Source organism: Butyricimonas muris (assembly GCF_046365375.1).
GTDB classification, from domain to species: Bacteria; Bacteroidota; Bacteroidia; order Bacteroidales; family Marinifilaceae; genus Butyricimonas; species Butyricimonas muris.
This window is the reverse complement of record NZ_JBKEIT010000012.1, coordinates 190,430-206,803: the sequence shown is the minus strand read 5'-3', so window position 1 is coordinate 206,803 and position 16,374 is coordinate 190,430. Positions and strand designations below refer to the sequence as shown.

The following is a 16,374-nucleotide window of genomic DNA, read 5'->3' as shown; positions in this document are numbered from 1 at the left end:
TAATTTTTCCATATTCTTCCATAAACTACCATCCTAAGTCACGCTTCACTCACTAAGTCCCTCTGAGAAGGTAACTCGGAGGACGATACCTTTCACGTTCAGGCCTCCGGTTTTCGTACAAAAAATTCCCTGCGGTAATTTTTCTTCGAAAAAACGTTCCGGTATCGCCGTCCGAGTTGGGTGAAAAGGTCGGGACTTAGCAAGCGAAGCGACCTACGACGCATAGAACAAGGTCAAGACAAAACCTGACGGGAGTACTTTATAAAATTCAGACCGTCCCAATTGGAACATCTATCCTATCATAAATCCTTTTCCTTTCGGTCGCCTGTCTTATGAGAAATACAAGGAAGTAGGGACAAAAGCAGCTCGCTCTCAACTCTGCATAATATAGGTTTTCTTTTTCCCTCTTCGTCCCTTTCCCTGCTTCGGTTTCTCTCTGCCTTCCCGTACCTTGTGGCCCGCCCTTTTCCCTCTGTTTTTTCCCTTTTTCGTTTTCGTGCTGTCACCCTGCGGTGAAACGTGATGACAAATGATGTAATATGTAGTTCAACTAATTAAAAATCAATTATTTATCAAATTTTGCTATATATATTTGCGGTGACAATAGTAGTTATCAACTCTAAAAACTCAAAGTTATGGCAAAGAAAAATGTGAGGGACGAACCCCTGAAGCCGCAAGTGAGCGAGAACGAACAGATGAGTGACATCGTGTTCATACTCGACAAGATGGAACTGATTTTACAGGCGGTGTCAAAAATCGGAAAGGACGGGAAATACAGCACCGTTCCGGCAGACAAGGAACACAGCAACTCCTTCCTGAAAATCGACCGGTACGCCAACATGTTCGAGAATTTCGTGAAAAACTTCTGGAGCCAGCTCAAAGACCCGACCCGTTTCGGCATCCTCTCCGTCAAGGCGGATACGCTGGACAGCCCGGAAGTGAAGCAGGCCATCGAAGACCTCGCCGCCGGAAAGCAGACAAAAGCCGTGGAAGACTTCCTCAAAAAATACGAAATCGTTCCACGCGACAAGGAAAACCAAAGTATCAACAATCAAAATCAAGAAGAAATGGCAAAGAAAAATGAGACACAGCAGCAGGCCACCCAAGGTGACGGCACGCAGCAACCCAAGTACCGCTACAACGAGTCCATGATCAACTGGGAGGAACTGAAGAATTTCGGACTTTCCCGTGAATACCTCATGGAGCGCGGTCTCCTTGACCAGATGCTCAGGGGCTACAAGACCAACCAGGTGGTACCCATCAGCATGAATTTCGGCTCCGCCGTATTACGTACCGATGCACGACTGTCATTCCAGCAGTCCGTGGGAGGCCCTATCGTATTAGGTATCCACGGCATCCGCCAGAAACCCGAACTCGAACGCCCGTACTTCGGTCACATCTTCTCCGAAGAGGACAAGAAGAACCTGTTGGAGACAGGCAACATGGGGCGTGTGGTGGAACTGAAAGGGCGCAACGGCGAATACATCCCTTCTTTCATCAGCATCGACAAGCTCACCAACGAGGTGGTCGCCATGCGCGCGGAAAACGCCTACATCCCGCAAGAAATCAAAGGTGTGAAACTGACCGACCAGGAAATCAACGACCTGCGGGAAGGCAAGAAAGTGTTCATCGAAGGCATGATTTCCAATAACGGCAAGGAGTTCGACGCCCACATCCAGGTCAACGCCGAACGCAGGGGCATCGAATACATCTTCGAGAACGACAAACTCTTCAACCGACAGTCGCTGGGCGGAGTGGAACTTACCAAGCAGCAGATTGAAGACCTCAACGCGGGCAAGGCCATCTTCGTGGAGGGTATGGAGCGCAAGGACGGTGAGTTGTTCTCCTCGTATGTCAAGCTGGACGAGGCCACGGGCAGACCTTCCTACACACGCTACAATCCCGATTCCCCGGAGGGAGCGCGTGAAATTTACATCCCGAATGAAATAGGCGGCGTGAAAATCACCGCCGAGGAACAGCAACAACTGCGCGAGGGCAAAGTCATCTTCCTCAACGACATGGTGAACCGCAAGGGCGAGGAGTTCTCCTCCTTCATCAAGGCGGATTTGGAAACGGGACGCCTGAGCTACTCACGCACGCCGGACGGCTTCGAGCAGCGTGCCGAGTTCAAGATACCGGAAAAGGTATGGGACGTAAAACTGACGAGAAACCAGCGTGCCGACCTCCAGAGCGGCAAGGCGGTACTGGTCGAGGGCATCAAAGGCTACGATGGAAAGACCATCTCGCAGTATGTCAAGGCGAACTTCAACCAGGGCAGGCTGGACTTCTATAACGAGAACCCGGACCGCAAGCGTGACGCATCGCAGCGCAACGTGGTGGCGAACGCCCAGAAGCAGGGACAGGAACAGGCTGGCCGCAAGTCCAAGGGGGCAAGCATTGCCTGAGCGTGAATCAGAATGAATGTCAAATCAAAAAAACAGAAATATGAACGTAAACAATAAAAACAACACGCCATTCAAGGCGGAAGACGTGAACTGGGAAGAACTCGCGGGAATCGGGATCCTGAAGGACGAGCTGGAAATGTCGGGGGAACTTGATACGTTGCTCAAGGGAGAAAAGACAGGAGTGATGTCACTCAGCCTCGTGCTGCTGGGCGTGGACGTGGTGATGGACGCCACCCTGCAACTGGTGCGCAAGGACGACGGGGCACTGATTGAAATCCTCGGTGTCAAGCCGGTGGCCTGACAAACGCTCATCCATTATAACAAGTAAAAAATGTCAAACCGCCGTTTCCCGTTTTCCGGTTCCGGTAGCGGGGAACGGCTTAAATTTTATCCGAACATGAAAGCAATCATTGCAGAAAAACCGAGTGTCGGCATGGATATAGCCCGTGTGGTCGGGGCTACCGACAAGAAAGACGGCTACTGTACAGGTAACGGGTATATGGTCACGTGGGCGTTGGGACACCTGGTGTCGCTCGCCATGCCCGGTGCGTATGGCTACACGAAAACCTCCGCCGAAAACCTCCCGATGCTGCCGGACCCGTTCCGTCTGGTGTCCCGCCAGGTCAGGACGGACAAAGGGATGGTGACGGACATCGCCGCCGCCAAACAACTGAAAATCATCGACAGCGTGTTCGACCGGTGCGACAGCATCATCGTGGCTACCGACTGTGCCCGTGAAGGGGAACTTATCTTCCGCTGGATATATTCCTACTTAGGCTATACCAAACCGTTCAAACGCCTGTGGATCTCCTCTCTCACCGACGAGGCCATCCGCGAGGGTTTGGCGAACCTCCGGGACGGCAGCGACTACGACAGCCTGTATGCCGCCGCCGACTGCCGGGCAAAGGCGGACTGGCTGGTGGGCATGAACGCGAGCCGTGCCCTGGCGGTAGCCTCCGGCTCGGCGAACAACTCCATAGGACGTGTACAGACCCCGACGCTCGCCATGGTCTGTGCCCGCTTCAAGGAGAACCGGAATTTCGTCTCCACCCCTTACTGGCAGCTGCACCTCACGCTGAAACGGCAGGACGCGCACCGCATGTTCATCCACACGGAAGAGTTCAAGGAAAAGGATGCGGCAGAGGCGGCATACCGGAAAATCACTTCCGGTTCTGTGGCGACAGTCACTGGGTCGGAACACAAGAGGACTTTCCAACAGGCCCCGCTTCTGTACGACCTGACCACGCTCCAGAAAGATTGCAACGTCCATTATGACCTGACAGCGGAGAAGACCCTCTCCATCGCCCAATCCTTGTATGAAAAGAAGCTTATTTCTTATCCGAGGACGGGAAGCCGCCATATCCCGGAGGATGTCATGCGGCACATTCCTTCCTTGCTGGGAAAAGTGGTTTCCATGCCGGAATTCAGGGAATACGGACAGTCTTTCGACATGTCCGATCTGAATACCCGCAGCGTGGATGACACGAAAGTGACCGACCACCATGCCCTGATTATCACGGGCATTTCACCCGAAGGGTTGTCCGAGGCGGAATCTACCGTTTACACCCTGATAGCCGGAAGGATGCTGGAAGCATTCTCGCCACCCTGCGAGAAGGAACTTTTGGTCATGGAATGTGCCTGCGAGGGAATGGCGTTCCGTTCCCGCTCTTCCTCCATTGTCAGACCGGGCTGGCGCGGCGTGTTCGCCAGAAAGGAGGACAGGGAGAAGGACGAGCCGGAACGTGACGGGGGGACGGCGGAGTTTGCCGAAGGCGAGACTGTTCCGGTCATGGGACACGGGATGGCGCAGAAGAAGACCCTACCCAAGCCGCTGTACACGGAGGCCACCCTGCTGGCGGCGATGGAGACCTGCGGGAAAAACATCACGGACGAACAGGCAAAGGAGGCTATCAAGGAATTGGGCATAGGCACACCCGCCACCCGTGCCGCCATCATTACCACCCTTATCAAACGTGACTATATCGCCCGCTCCGGCAAAAGCATCATCCCGACCGAAAAAGGGATGTATATCTATGAGGCGGTGAAGGACATGCGTGTGGCGGACGTGGAACTGACGGGAAGCTGGGAGAAGACCCTGGCGCAGGTGGAGAGGCATACCCTCGATACGGAAACCTTCATGCAGTCCATCCTGGATTACACCCGCAGGGCAACCGAAGAGATCCTGCGTCTGGATTTTCCGGCGATGCAGGAAAGGGCATTCACCTGCCCCAAGTGCAAGACGGGAAAAATCATCCTCCGTTCCAAAGTGGCCAGGTGCGACCATGACGGGTGCGGGCTGCTGGTGTTCCGCCGTATTCTGAACAAGGAACTGACCGACACCCACATGGAACAGCTTTTCTCCTCCGGCACCACCAGACTCATCAAGGGGTTCAAGGGAAAGAAAGGTGTACCGTTCGATGCCGCCGTCACCTTCGATGCGGAATACAACACGGTATTCTCGTTCCCGAAAACCGGGAACGGAAAGAAAAAATAACACCGTCATTCCAATTCGCGGGCAAAGGTAGCGCACCGCCTTTTTCCACCGGCAAGGTCAGGCCCTCCGGGTTTCGGGGAAAATCATCCTCGCGCCGCTCCGGTATTTTCCTCCGAAAACCTTGCCTGTGGAGGCGGTACGCATCCCGGCCCTTGAAATTGGAAAAGACTGTTTCACCCGTTAATACCGGAATGTCATGAAAACAAGGGAATATATCGACAAGATTCAAGCGAACAGATGGGTACGGACCATCGCATTGGGCTTTGCAGCCTTCATCGTGTTCAGTTATATGTACACACGGGGCATATCCCCCGTGTGGGCTGCGGTAGCCATCGTGTGTTTTAGGGGATTCTTCAGGTTCCTGTACCGGATAGCTTGCCTTCTGGTGGCTGCGGCCATACTTTTCTGCATACTCAGTTTTCTGGTATCCTGACAATATTTGACCATGAAACATAACTGCCATACAAAATCAAGTGGAACCTTACAGAACAGAGCTGTCTTCCGGGACGGCTCTTTTTGTTTTCCGCCCTCTGTGGAACCGGAAACCATAACGACAGGAATAAAAGGAAAAGGGATGAAAACACAGACTTGGCATACCGGAAACTACCGGGCAAAGTTGGCAAATGCCTTTGTTCGGACGGCAAGGTCAAGCCTTGCGGTTTCGGAAAAAATCATCCTCGCCGGAGGCTTGCGGTATTTTTCCCGAAAACCTTGCCTTACCGAAGGCATCTGCCGTCGGGCCCTTGTAGTTCACGGGCTGCCAAAGCCCGAATATTCACAATTAAAAAAAATAAAGAGACATGAACCAAGCATTTGCAACAAGCGCACCGCCGGCTCCCATGAGGATGCCCATGCCGGTAACGAGAAGAAAAAGGACGGTGGAACCCGAACCTGCCGTCAAGTTCCCGCCACGGGGGACGACAGGGCCGGTACACATCTCCACCCTGTTGAACCCGATTCTGGAAATCAGCCGCCATCCCGACAGGAACAGGCTGCTGGCCAAACTGTTCAGTGAAGAATAAAACCCAGTAATAACTTTTAATACATCAAATTATGTTTTTTACAGCAATCCACCAGATGATGACCGAAGGCGTGGATCTCACGCTTGTCATCCGCAAAGCGAACGGACAACTGACAGTATCCTTACTGCCGAAGTCGAACGGGCTGAAGGACGAAGCCCAGAACCACCTCGTACCACTGACCGTCAGCGGGCATCCGCAGGAACTGGACGCAGGCTTCCTACAAGCCGTAGCACGTCCTATACAGAAGACTACCGGACTGATTTCCAACATGGCGCAGTTCGAGGCGCAGGCTGAGAAGGCAGCGTCCGAGAGCAAGGCGGCAAAGGAGACCAAAGCGAAGGAGACGAAGGAGGAAAAGGAGAAGCGGGAGAAGTACGAGAAACATTTCAAGAAAGCGGAGGAACTGATCGCTGCCAAGAACCACAAGGAGGCGGTTACCGCACTCGGACAGGCACGTCTTTACGCCAAACCGCAGGACCAGAAGAAGATTGACGAGATGGTGGCGGAACAGACAAAGGCGATGAACAAGGGCAGTCTGTTTGAACTGATGGAAGAACCGGCTCCGCAGCCACAACAGCCGCAGGCACAACCGGCAGCCGCACCAGTCCAACAACCGCGGCAGGCTCCACAGTATCCTCAGCAACCGCAGGCACAGAGACCGATGGCGGCTCAGGCTCCTGGCGGACAGCAGAGACCGGCAGCCAATCCTCAGCAACAGCAGACAATGTGGCCACCGCAACAACCGCCGCAGGGACCGGCACAATATTACGCCCAGCCACAACCGCAACCCTATATGGGACAGCAGCCAGTACCGCAACAGGCTCCACAACCCGCACACGGGGGATACCATGGGACACATTGGCAGGAGCCGGTACAGCACCCTGAAGAACTCTCCCCACATTATCACGCCGGAGAGGATGAACCCAATTACCGTCCGGAGGATTACGAGGAATATCCCGATTTTCCGCAGTCCATGTTAGAAAATCATGTCTCACAATATCAAGCAGTATAAGATTATGGCACTCGAAGTAACAGGAATGGCACGCTCATTCACATTCAAGAAAGGCAGCGGAATGGTAACGCTCGATGATCCCAACCCGTCGGACAGCCCCGAAATGGTCATGAGCTATTACTCCAACTTCTACCCGGAGCTGACAACGGCAACGGTACACGGACCGGTCATCAAGGACGACAAAGCCGTGTACGAGTTCAAGACCACCATCGGGACCAAAGGATAGGAAGCATGAAGAAGGAACGAAAGAAAAAGAACAACAAGAAAAGGAAACCATGTGTACCATTGGACGAACAACAGTCAAGGCAGCTGGCGAGGCTCATCATCGGCCAGACGCGGAGGAATGTACGGTACGGCGTGAACAGGGAAGAACGGATTGCGGCTCCAAGCGGGGCCGTAATTCTTTTCTAAGCACAGCCTTCATACCGCTGGCACAGAATAATCTTACCGTGGATTGTTACGACAGCGGCGAATGCAACAGTATAAACGTAATCACGCGGGATAACTACGAATTCCTGCGTGATTCGTATTTCAGGTATTCCCTGCTATTGCAGAAGGAGGGCGTACACATGCCAGGAAACAGTATCGGGGAAGGCATCGCCAATCTGTACGATGAAATGAACACGCTTGTCGGTGACGAACTGCATGTCAACATCGAGCAGGAAGCCGGCAGGCTTTTCTTCCGGCTGTGGAAATACCACAAGTGGGGAAGTTTCACGCTGTACTACTTCCCGGTGAAGTTTCTGGAATCGCTCAATCCCATTTTAAGGAGGATTGCCATTACCTTTATCCATAAACTGATGAAAGCAAACGGCATTGATACATTCGTGGATTACGAAGAATCGGACTTTTTGTTTGAAATGCTTTCGGAGGATGACGGCAGCGACCCGGAGGAGTGGAAAGAACGCATGAAACTGCTGGACTCCTATCAGGAAGGGAAAATCGGCAGGCTGCTCAAACGGGTGGAATCGAAATCCTACTACAAGAACCTGCCGAAAGCACTGGATACATACGAACCCCAAAACGGGTTTGAACAGCCTTTGGTCGATGCGATGAAACGGGGTCTCCCGTTTCTGACGCCTGCACGGGGCATCATGCAATACGCTTATGACGCCTATTACTCGGAGAATCCGGACTTCCACCCGATGTACCTGCAACAGCAGATAAGGGTCGTGTATGACATCAACGACATTGTATCCGACTATCTCGTTGACTATTACAATTCCTGTAGCAGGGAGACCTACGACATCACTCCGGTGACTGCCCTTGACCTGTCGCCCGATACCGAAGAACTGTTCAGCATGGACGATTACCCGGAACGGTTCTTTCGGTGGGCGGACGAATTCATATCTTTAATCAGTTGAATTATGTTGGAAACGAATGAACTTACCCAAAAATTGAGGACGCTGCTCCATCCGAGGGCGGCGTTGATTGCCTATTCAGGCGAGAAAGACAACTCTTATGCCTCTGACAACAACTATTTTGTTGAGATAAGGGATATAGACGATAACGGAATGATGGGAGAAGGCCGGCCCGTCACGGTGGATTTCATGAACGAACTGGTGCGCGGTTATTCCGAAAGCCACAGCACCACGCCATACGGAAGGATTCCGCCCAATATGCTGTGGTGCGACCCGCGCAAGGGCAGTGAGAGGTATATCTGGTACAACTCCCCACAGAAACGGATGATGTTTTTCAAGGAATCCCTTCAAGTAGAGAATGCAAAATACAACCTGCCGGGAGTCATTTACGTGGCAGGTGGCAGTTCGTTGAGTATATATGCTTACAAGGACAAGAAACTGACGGAAAAGACGGAGCTTTATGCCGCACCGTTCTTCAACGTGACAGGGGCAAATGTCTGTCTGGGTTCCGCTAAAATAGACAAGCCGAGAGATTTGACCTACAAAAACCTGTTGGAGTATTGGGAGAAGAAGTTCTGGCTGACGGAGTTTTCACACCTGGGCGGAGGGGGCAACCCGACCAGATCAAACCTGATATTGGTGACAAAGGCCGCAAAGGACAAGCCTTTCAACCTCGACGAACTGAAACCTTTGAATAACTTGAAATTGAAAGATATATTGAAATGAAAAGAGTACACTACATAGATAACTATCTGCTGAACCCGCAGCACCCGGTCACGGTGAACCTGATCGGCGCGGGAGGAACCGGCTCGCAGGTATTGACCTGTCTGGCACGGCTGGACGTGACATTGCGGGCACTCGGACATCCGGGATTGTTCGTAACACTTTATGACCCGGACATAGTGACGGATGCCAACATCGGTCGCCAGCTTTTCGGCTGTTCCGACCTTGGACTGAACAAGGCGCAATGCCTGATTACCCGAGTGAACAATTTCTTCGGCAATGACTGGAAAGCGGTACCGGATATTTTCCCGACCGTGCTGAAAGATGCCAGACGGGATGACATGGCGAATATCACCGTCACCTGTACCGACAACATCAAGTCACGGCTTGACTTATGGAACGTATTGAAAGCCGTGCCCACCTCGAATTACCGTGATTACGAAACACCGCTTTACTGGATGGATTTCGGGAACACACAAAGTACGGGTCAGGTTGTGTTGGGAACCATACCCAAGAAAATAAAACAGCCCGCTTCCGAGTTGTACAAGACTGTCGATTCGTTGAAGGTCATTACCCGGTTCGTGAAATACGCGAGGGTGAAGGAGGCGGATTCAGGACCGAGCTGCTCCTTGGCGGAGGCGTTGGAAAAGCAGGACTTGTTCATCAACTCCACACTGGCACAACTCGGATGCAATATCCTTTGGAAGATGTTCCGTAACGGGATGTTGGAACATCACGGGCTGTTCCTTAATTTAGAAACGATGAAAGTGAATCCGATAATGATATAACTTGTTTAAAAGAGGATGAGCCAAATGCAAATTTTGTAAGAATCAAATCTAAACGAACATAATTTCACTTTACGCACATGTTAATAATTACCTGTCAATCCATTCCTTAAGCCTCTGCGCCTTTTCCTTACTCACTTGTATTTCCGTTTTCGGATAACCTTTCAAACGGACAATCAACTTTCCTCCAAAATAATTACCGAGGAACAAAACGTGCTCTACATTGATAATATATTGGCGGTTTGCCCGGAAGAAATAGTCGGGATTCAGTTGGTGTTCAAGTTCATCCATTGACACATTGACCACTTCGGAAGTGCCGTTGTTAAGACGGAGATATACAATCTTGTTTTCTGTTTCGATGTGGTTGATGTCCGAAACGCGCACGGTCTTATATCCGTCACGGTAAGGAAGCAAGAAACGCTCCCGATAACGGAACTTGTTCTTCTGTAAGGCATCGAAAAGCTGCTGTAGGTTTTCGTCGGTGTAATTCTTACCGGCTTTGGCCGCCTTGTCAATGGCCGCTTCAAGTTCATCCGAATCCAACGGTTTCAGAAGATAGTCGAAACTGTTGAACTTGAATGCTTGTACCGCATATTCGTCGTATGCGGTGGTAAATATGATGGGTATGGTTGCCGGGGCATATTTTAGAGCTTCGAAACTCAAACCGTCAGTCAAACGGATATCCGCCAGAATGAGGTTTGTGGTTTTGCCGGATTGAAAGAATTCGACCGTCTCTTTGATGCTGGCAAGAGGGCCTTCGACAATAAATGTTCTGTCAATGTCGTTCAGCAGCCTTATGAGGCATTTGGCATTGCGTGGCTCGTCTTCAAGAATCAGTATGTTCATAGGGGATGGTGTTTTTTATGATGGGCAGACTTACCGAATAGAAGTTTTCGGCATTCTCTATCTTGACCTTTTTATCACAAAGCAAAGCGTATCGTTCTGTGATATTTTTAAGTCCTAAACCGGTTGATTCGATTGGGGACATCAAAGGTGACTTAAGATTGCTGACTGTTATATAATCATCGGACAGCTTTATGTCGATGACCAGCGGATGTTCAGATGAAAAGCTGTTATGTTTTATTGCGTTTTCCACAAGAAGCTGCAATACAGCCGGTGGAAGAAAACCTTTGCATTGTCTGACGCCCGGACTTACTTTTGCAATGACACCTTCGTCGTGGCGCACTTTCATCAAGTACAAGTATGAATCAAGAAACTTGATTTCGTCCGCGACAGGTATCAGGTTTCGGTCCAAGTTGGTGATGATGTATCGGTATACTTTCGACAGATTGCTCAGGAATTTTCCGGCAAGTCCGCTATCCTCCTCAATCAGCTCCAGCAGATTGTTGAAGTTGTTGAACATGAAATGCGGATTGATTTGCAGTTTCAGGGAATTGAGCTGTGACTGCAAGGCTATCTCCTTTTCTTTCATCAGTGCCATTTCAAGTGCCTGTTTCTCGTTGCGTGCCTTGATGTAAGACTGAAGATAGAACGTGTTGGCATAGACGCTTGACAAGAATGTGGAAATCATGGCAAAAGTATATGCGCCTTTCATGTTGAGGAGCTCGTCAAGAAGCCCGTTGCCGTTTTCACCCCATAAGAAGTTGAACAAAGAAATCATGCCGAATGCGACAACGTTGTTCAGGGTAAAAAGGCAGGAAGCATAGACAATCACCCACACATAAGATGTCCTAAATGGCAATACCCTAAAGACCAAAAAGGAAAATCCTAAAGAGATGTAGGTAAACAGCATACACAACAGATAATCGATGATATAATCGGCTATTGCCATCTCCGGTAATTGGCCGGCGGTTTCATCATCGAGTATAAACCACAGAATGAGGTAGAGCATATAGGAAACGGTTGATAACAACAGACCGTTCTTCCAATTCATTATTTTTATATTCTCGTTGGCCATATCAGATACAAAGTTACTTCATATTCCGCAAAAATAGGGATTTACATCTTTAGTTGATAGGATAAAACCGACTGAAACGGATAAAATCACCATTGAAGTGATGAAAATGAATGTTGAAACGGATGGAGTTGCACTTTATGTTTGCCGAAATACCATTTAGAAAATCTGTTTTTCAAAATAAACCGCCTATTTGGGCGGTTCAGATATAAATTTATCCGTTTCAGCCGAATTTTACTGTTACAGCCAAAGCAACACGGGTAATTTTGCATCCATATAGGGTAAATACCGCATGATAAAGTCTGAATCAACCAAATTTTTAAGTAGCATGAAACATTTAAGTTTTTTGAGAAGACATGCCAATATAGTATTCTGCTTACTTTTGTGTCTTGTCTATCAGAGAGCTGAATCTAAAGAATTGTTTGAACATTAGTGTCCACTAAAAAATCATAAGAGTACTTTGAAATTATTGAAATTCAATTTGTTGTGAGCATTTTTGAGGTGCGACGATTTGAAATTAACTTTGCAGTCTGAATCAGGCTGTTATGTTAACCTCAAATCCGCAACTAAGCTCTTCAGCGTCCTTCTTGCGTCTAAACGTCCTCTCATCACTGAATTAGCAGATAAATTGAGGCTGAAATACCCACTTCTGCCCACAATATCCCCTTGCCCCACTATGCGACTTGAGGCAATACGCAGTATCATACCCATAAGTTGTAGGCGTTATCCAAAATCAGTCTGAAAAATATCTGCGTAAGCATTATTACAGGTATAGATATTCAGCACATACCGCCTTGATGTTCTGATCCACTTGGCTGGTACAGAGACAAACCTGAAGACAAACGCTTTTATGCGACTTGTTGCATTGAGTCCGAACCTCTTTACGTCAAGTCTGTGGATAATGGCCTTGTAGAAATTACGGATAAGTGCCGTAAGAAGAAGGAACACAGTGTTCTCTGCCATGAAGGATTTGGGCAATCTGTCCCACCCGAAACCATTGTTCATATCATCGAAGATACGTTCCTTTCCTCCACGAAGGTTATAGAACTCGACAATTTCTCTTGTGGAAGATTCATAGTCGTTAGTCAGGATACAACGGTATGTGTATTCTCCTTCCCAAAGATCCAGCACACCGTCCATCCGTTTCTGTCTTTGAATCACAAGTCGGTATGCTTTACCCTTCCACTTCTCAACAAGAATAGAGTTCAATTCGAACTCAATGCCATTGATTTCCTCAGTCTTCCAGCCTCTAAGAGCAAAGATGTCATTGTAGAGCGAACTGCAGCGGTTTGCGCGGATATAGAAGGATTTGCTGTGTTTCTCTATTTCCTCCACGATTTCCTCGGAACATGATCCACAATCAGCTCTGAAACGATTGATTGTAAGTCCGTTCTGCTCAAATCTCTCAAAGAATCTCTTCAGCGTGTCCTTCTGATGAAAACGAACGTTGGTGTTACCATCGCTATTCTCAATGCCAACAATCAAGTCGTCAATAACCGCCACGCCAGGGCGATAACCAAGGAACTTCTTGTATGTAGGCTTTGCATCATACTTCTCAGTCTCTATGAACTGATGGTCGAAATCAACATCATACATCTCGCCCTCTTTCAGTTGGCCGGATGCAAACATACAATTGAGCAGTAAGGTATTGAGTGTGTCAGCCGTGTTGAAATCGTAGTTCTTACCCGTATCTGATGTGTATGAGATGTTTCCTTGCGTCAGTTCCTTTATCGCTCTGAGGATAGTATCAGAACTACAAGTACGAAGTGTCGGATGGAGCGAGAGATGGTTCATCAAATGAGTAGTGACATCCTCAATGCATGAGCCACCACAGAAGTAGATACTCATGAGGGAACGGACGATTTCACTGTACTGATAACCGAACGAGCTACACCTTAGACCGAGTGTCGAGTCGATTACAGATGACAATGTGGAGTCAAATTGCTCCATGATTGAAAATATTCCTCCAAAAGGAGTGAGCTTCTCGGATTTTATTTGTATCTTTGACCTATTGGAAACAACGGAGAGCCGTGATTACGTTATTGCAATTGAGTTGTGATTTGCTTACAAATTAGTATCTTTGACCTATTGGAAACAACCAAATCCTTTATCGCCTGTTTCGGGTTTGAGTTGTGATTTGCTTACAAATTAGTATCTTTGACCTATTGGAAACAACTATTCCGGAGAAAATTAGTGAAGGTGGTTTGTTGTGATTTGCTTACAAATTAGTATCTTTGACCTATTGGAAACAACTCAATCTTTGTTATTGTTTGAATAACAAAGATTTATATCTTGAAATAGGAAAGAAAAAAGGGATAGAATCCTTACAATAAATCTCACATAAAAGTGGGATTTATTGTTTTAAAATAATTCCAATTGTTGGCCGGGAGAATCGGGTGCTTGTGGTTTATGTCCATAAAATAATTCAATACTTCCAAATTGTTTATCTGTGATGCACATAATTCCTACTTTTCCAAATTCAGGAAGAAAGGATTTCACTCTTTTAATATGGACTTCTGCATTTTCCATGCTAGCGCAATGGCGGATATAGATAGAAAATTGAAACATAGTAAAACCATCCCGTTGTAAATTTTTCCGGAAATCGAAATATGCTCTTTTATCTTTTTTAGTATCTGTTGGCAAGTCGAAGAAAACAAGTATCCACATAATACGATATTCACTGAAACGATCCATGCTACTATCGTTCGGGATAAACTATTTTACGGCTTTCCCCGCAAAAACATTTATAAAGTGAAGCTGTTGTTTGGCCTACAGCTACCATTAGAGGGCTACGTCTACCATTAATAACAACTTCTAAAGTTGGGATCGTGAGCAAAGATGCTTTTAATTCTTTTGTTAACTCAATAGGTATATCGTGTGCGTTCGTTAATTGAAATACCAGTTCGTCCACGTAAGGTCGGTAGGGTTCCATGATATCATCAGCAAGGCAATAAGCGTTATAGCGATTATGATGATGAATCCCTAGAGTCGGTAACAAGCCGCTTGTGACAAGTCCTCGTGCCACGATGGCACGTAAGATTGCATAACCGTAATTCAATAGATTGTTGGGAGGAATACCTTCACGTTCGCGAGTGAATCCTTTTATGTTGCTAAATAATAATTTCCAGTAATATGCCGCGGCTCGAGCTTCTAAATTGTCCGGGTCGCCGCTTCGTACGTTATTTGCCCAAACACGCATACATTTTATTTCCTCGTGAGTGCAAAGGCTTAATACGGTTGCTTGATTATTTATTTTGGTTTGAATGGTTTGTTGCCAAAGCTGTTTCTTTAGAGGTACAGAGGCGTCTAATTGTTCACGGAAACGTTCATTTTGTGTTGTATTACCATAAAGTGGCAACATAAGACCTACAGGCATACTTTTACTGTCGCAAGTGATAAGCGCACAATTGTTTTCCAGTAAAGCTTCAATGACCCCGGATGTAATGGTGATTTGTTTGTTGTCCAGTATTACAATGCCTATATCCTCGATAGCCCGGGTTGTTTCAGCTTGTTTTTTTAGAGTTTCGGGAAGAGATGTGCTTTTTTCAACTTCGGGCAATTTGATGACTAGTTGCCCGTTTCGTAAAGAAAGATATACGGGATTGCCAAAATAGAGAGTTTTCTTGATCATGGTGTAAATATTTCTGTGAGTGCCGTTTATTGTTTTAGATTTTTCCTCTCTCTTTCAAAGTTCTCGATAAAATGTATCTCCACGGGAGATAATTGCGAATCCGTTCGTTGCTTGAATTTGTCGTATTCGGTATCAGCTTTCAGTTTTGCTATTTCTGCCGAGATGCTTCCGGCGTGTGTCAATAGTTCCTTCCCGGAAAGTTTAAGAAAATCATCCAGTTTTTGCATCCAGTCTTTCATGTACATGGGTGTATGACTTTTAGCTTGCAATTCCGCGAAATCGAGAAAGAGGCTAACGATTCGGTTCAAGATATCCAGTTCTTCTTCGGTCAGATAATTTTTGGCGTACTCGGCGTCACTTCGTTTTGGTATCATTCCTGTCCACGTGGTCAAGCCCATGAAATCTTTCTCCGCGTCTGCTCGGTTATAAATAATTTCAGCTGCCGTGTGCCCGTGAACCGAGAAATGCATCTTGTTCTGTATCGTGGCAAAAAACAATCGGGTCATTTCCGTACGCGGGTCATAATCTATGCTGAGTGCATAAATTTCAAGAACTTTCCGGTAGAATAGTTTTTCCGATGAACGGATGTCACGAATACGTGCGAGCAATTCATCAAAATAATTGCCTCCTCCCGCTCTCTTCAACAAATCGTCATTGAGTGCAAATCCTTTTACTAAATATTCTTTCAACACTTGCGTGGCCCATATACGGAATTGTACGCCCCGGTGGGAATTTACCCGATACCCCACGCTGATAATCATATCAAGATTGTAATAAGAAACTTGATATGTTTTCAAGTCAGAGGCAGTTGTTGCATTTTTTGCAACAACTGCCTCTGTTTTTAATTCGCCACTCTCCAATACGTTTTTTATATGTCTGGATATCGTGGATTTATTGCGTTGAAATAATTCCGCCATTTGATCAATACTCAGCCAAACCGTGTCCTCGGAAAGGATCACTTCTATTTTGGCTGCTCCATCTTCTGTTTGATAAAGAAGAATTTGACTTTTATTTTCCTCTTGCATG

At 47.7% G+C, this 16,374-nt stretch carries 16 protein-coding genes; 10 read left to right on the top strand and 6 right to left on the bottom strand.

All coding sequences use genetic code 11. The annotated features are described in order from the left end of the window. Positions 1-635 precede the first annotated feature (635 nt). The 10 genes from ACK8P8_RS18780 to ACK8P8_RS18735 all read left to right on the top strand — a co-directional run bounded on the left by ACK8P8_RS18780 (position 636) and on the right by ACK8P8_RS18735 (position 9,805). Positions 636-2,405 (top strand): DUF3945 domain-containing protein, encoded by a 1,770-nt coding sequence (locus ACK8P8_RS18780; protein WP_008766680.1) that lies wholly within the window; start codon positions 636-638, stop codon positions 2,403-2,405. A gap of 40 nt (positions 2,406-2,445) precedes the next feature. After that, positions 2,446-2,706: a DUF4099 domain-containing protein gene (locus ACK8P8_RS18775; protein ID WP_008766681.1), complete on the top strand. Its 261-nt coding sequence runs from the start codon at positions 2,446-2,448 to the stop codon at positions 2,704-2,706. A 96-nt stretch (positions 2,707-2,802) separates the two neighbouring features. Continuing rightward, a complete protein-coding gene (locus tag ACK8P8_RS18770; RefSeq protein ID WP_032585083.1) occupies positions 2,803-4,899 on the top strand; it encodes a type IA DNA topoisomerase in 2,097 nt (698 codons plus the stop codon). A gap of 196 nt (positions 4,900-5,095) precedes the next feature. Beyond that, on the top strand, positions 5,096-5,332 hold the full coding sequence (locus ACK8P8_RS18765; RefSeq protein ID WP_008766683.1) for a hypothetical protein: 237 nt from the start codon (positions 5,096-5,098) through the stop codon (positions 5,330-5,332). Positions 5,333-5,699: 367 nt separating this feature from the next. Next, entirely contained in the window at positions 5,700-5,921 is a 222-nt protein-coding gene (locus ACK8P8_RS18760) for a hypothetical protein (protein ID WP_025076690.1), read from the top strand. Between the two features lie 31 nt (positions 5,922-5,952). Further along, positions 5,953-6,933 carry a PRTRC system protein E gene (locus ACK8P8_RS18755; protein WP_008766685.1) on the top strand — a complete coding sequence of 327 codons (981 nt, stop codon included), beginning with the start codon at positions 5,953-5,955 and terminating at the stop codon, positions 6,931-6,933. A 4-nt stretch (positions 6,934-6,937) separates the two neighbouring features. Beyond that, positions 6,938-7,159 carry a PRTRC system protein C gene (locus ACK8P8_RS18750; RefSeq protein WP_008766686.1) on the top strand — a complete coding sequence of 74 codons (222 nt, stop codon included), beginning with the start codon at positions 6,938-6,940 and terminating at the stop codon, positions 7,157-7,159. A 49-nt stretch (positions 7,160-7,208) separates the two neighbouring features. Continuing rightward, positions 7,209-8,297 (top strand): hypothetical protein, encoded by a 1,089-nt coding sequence (locus ACK8P8_RS18745; RefSeq protein ID WP_008766687.1) that lies wholly within the window; start codon positions 7,209-7,211, stop codon positions 8,295-8,297. Between the two features lie 3 nt (positions 8,298-8,300). Further along, positions 8,301-9,020 carry a prokaryotic E2 ligase family D protein gene (locus ACK8P8_RS18740; RefSeq protein WP_008766688.1) on the top strand — a complete coding sequence of 240 codons (720 nt, stop codon included), beginning with the start codon at positions 8,301-8,303 and terminating at the stop codon, positions 9,018-9,020. Continuing rightward, positions 9,017-9,805 (top strand): PRTRC system ThiF family protein, encoded by a 789-nt coding sequence (locus ACK8P8_RS18735; RefSeq protein WP_008766689.1) that lies wholly within the window; start codon positions 9,017-9,019, stop codon positions 9,803-9,805. Before ACK8P8_RS18740 ends, ACK8P8_RS18735 begins: the two co-directional genes overlap by 4 nt. An 87-nt stretch (positions 9,806-9,892) precedes the next feature. On the opposite strand, the gene ACK8P8_RS18730 is transcribed toward ACK8P8_RS18735, so the two are convergent. From ACK8P8_RS18730 to ACK8P8_RS18705, 6 genes are all read right to left on the bottom strand, one after another. Continuing rightward, complete coding sequence (locus ACK8P8_RS18730; protein ID WP_119961671.1) at positions 9,893-10,648, bottom strand: LytR/AlgR family response regulator transcription factor; 756 nt, start codon at positions 10,646-10,648, stop codon at positions 9,893-9,895. Beyond that, positions 10,629-11,720 carry a sensor histidine kinase gene (locus tag ACK8P8_RS18725; RefSeq protein WP_054350165.1) on the bottom strand — a complete coding sequence of 364 codons (1,092 nt, stop codon included), beginning with the start codon at positions 11,718-11,720 and terminating at the stop codon, positions 10,629-10,631. The genes ACK8P8_RS18730 and ACK8P8_RS18725 overlap by 20 nt, the downstream gene beginning before the upstream one ends. Before the next feature lie 720 nt (positions 11,721-12,440). Further along, entirely contained in the window at positions 12,441-13,718 is a 1,278-nt protein-coding gene (locus ACK8P8_RS18720; protein ID WP_410026142.1) for an IS1380-like element IS613 family transposase, read from the bottom strand. Positions 13,719-14,078: 360 nt separating this feature from the next. Further along, positions 14,079-14,411: a CRISPR-associated endonuclease Cas2 gene (gene cas2, locus ACK8P8_RS18715; RefSeq protein WP_099290946.1), complete on the bottom strand. Its 333-nt coding sequence runs from the start codon at positions 14,409-14,411 to the stop codon at positions 14,079-14,081. A gap of 4 nt (positions 14,412-14,415) precedes the next feature. Further along, positions 14,416-15,348 (bottom strand): type II CRISPR-associated endonuclease Cas1, encoded by a 933-nt coding sequence (gene cas1 / locus ACK8P8_RS18710; RefSeq protein WP_186974584.1) that lies wholly within the window; start codon positions 15,346-15,348, stop codon positions 14,416-14,418. 26 nt (positions 15,349-15,374) lie between these two features. Continuing rightward, positions 15,375-16,373 (bottom strand): virulence RhuM family protein, encoded by a 999-nt coding sequence (locus ACK8P8_RS18705; RefSeq protein ID WP_186974583.1) that lies wholly within the window; start codon positions 16,371-16,373, stop codon positions 15,375-15,377. Between the last annotated feature and the right edge of the window lies 1 nt (position 16,374).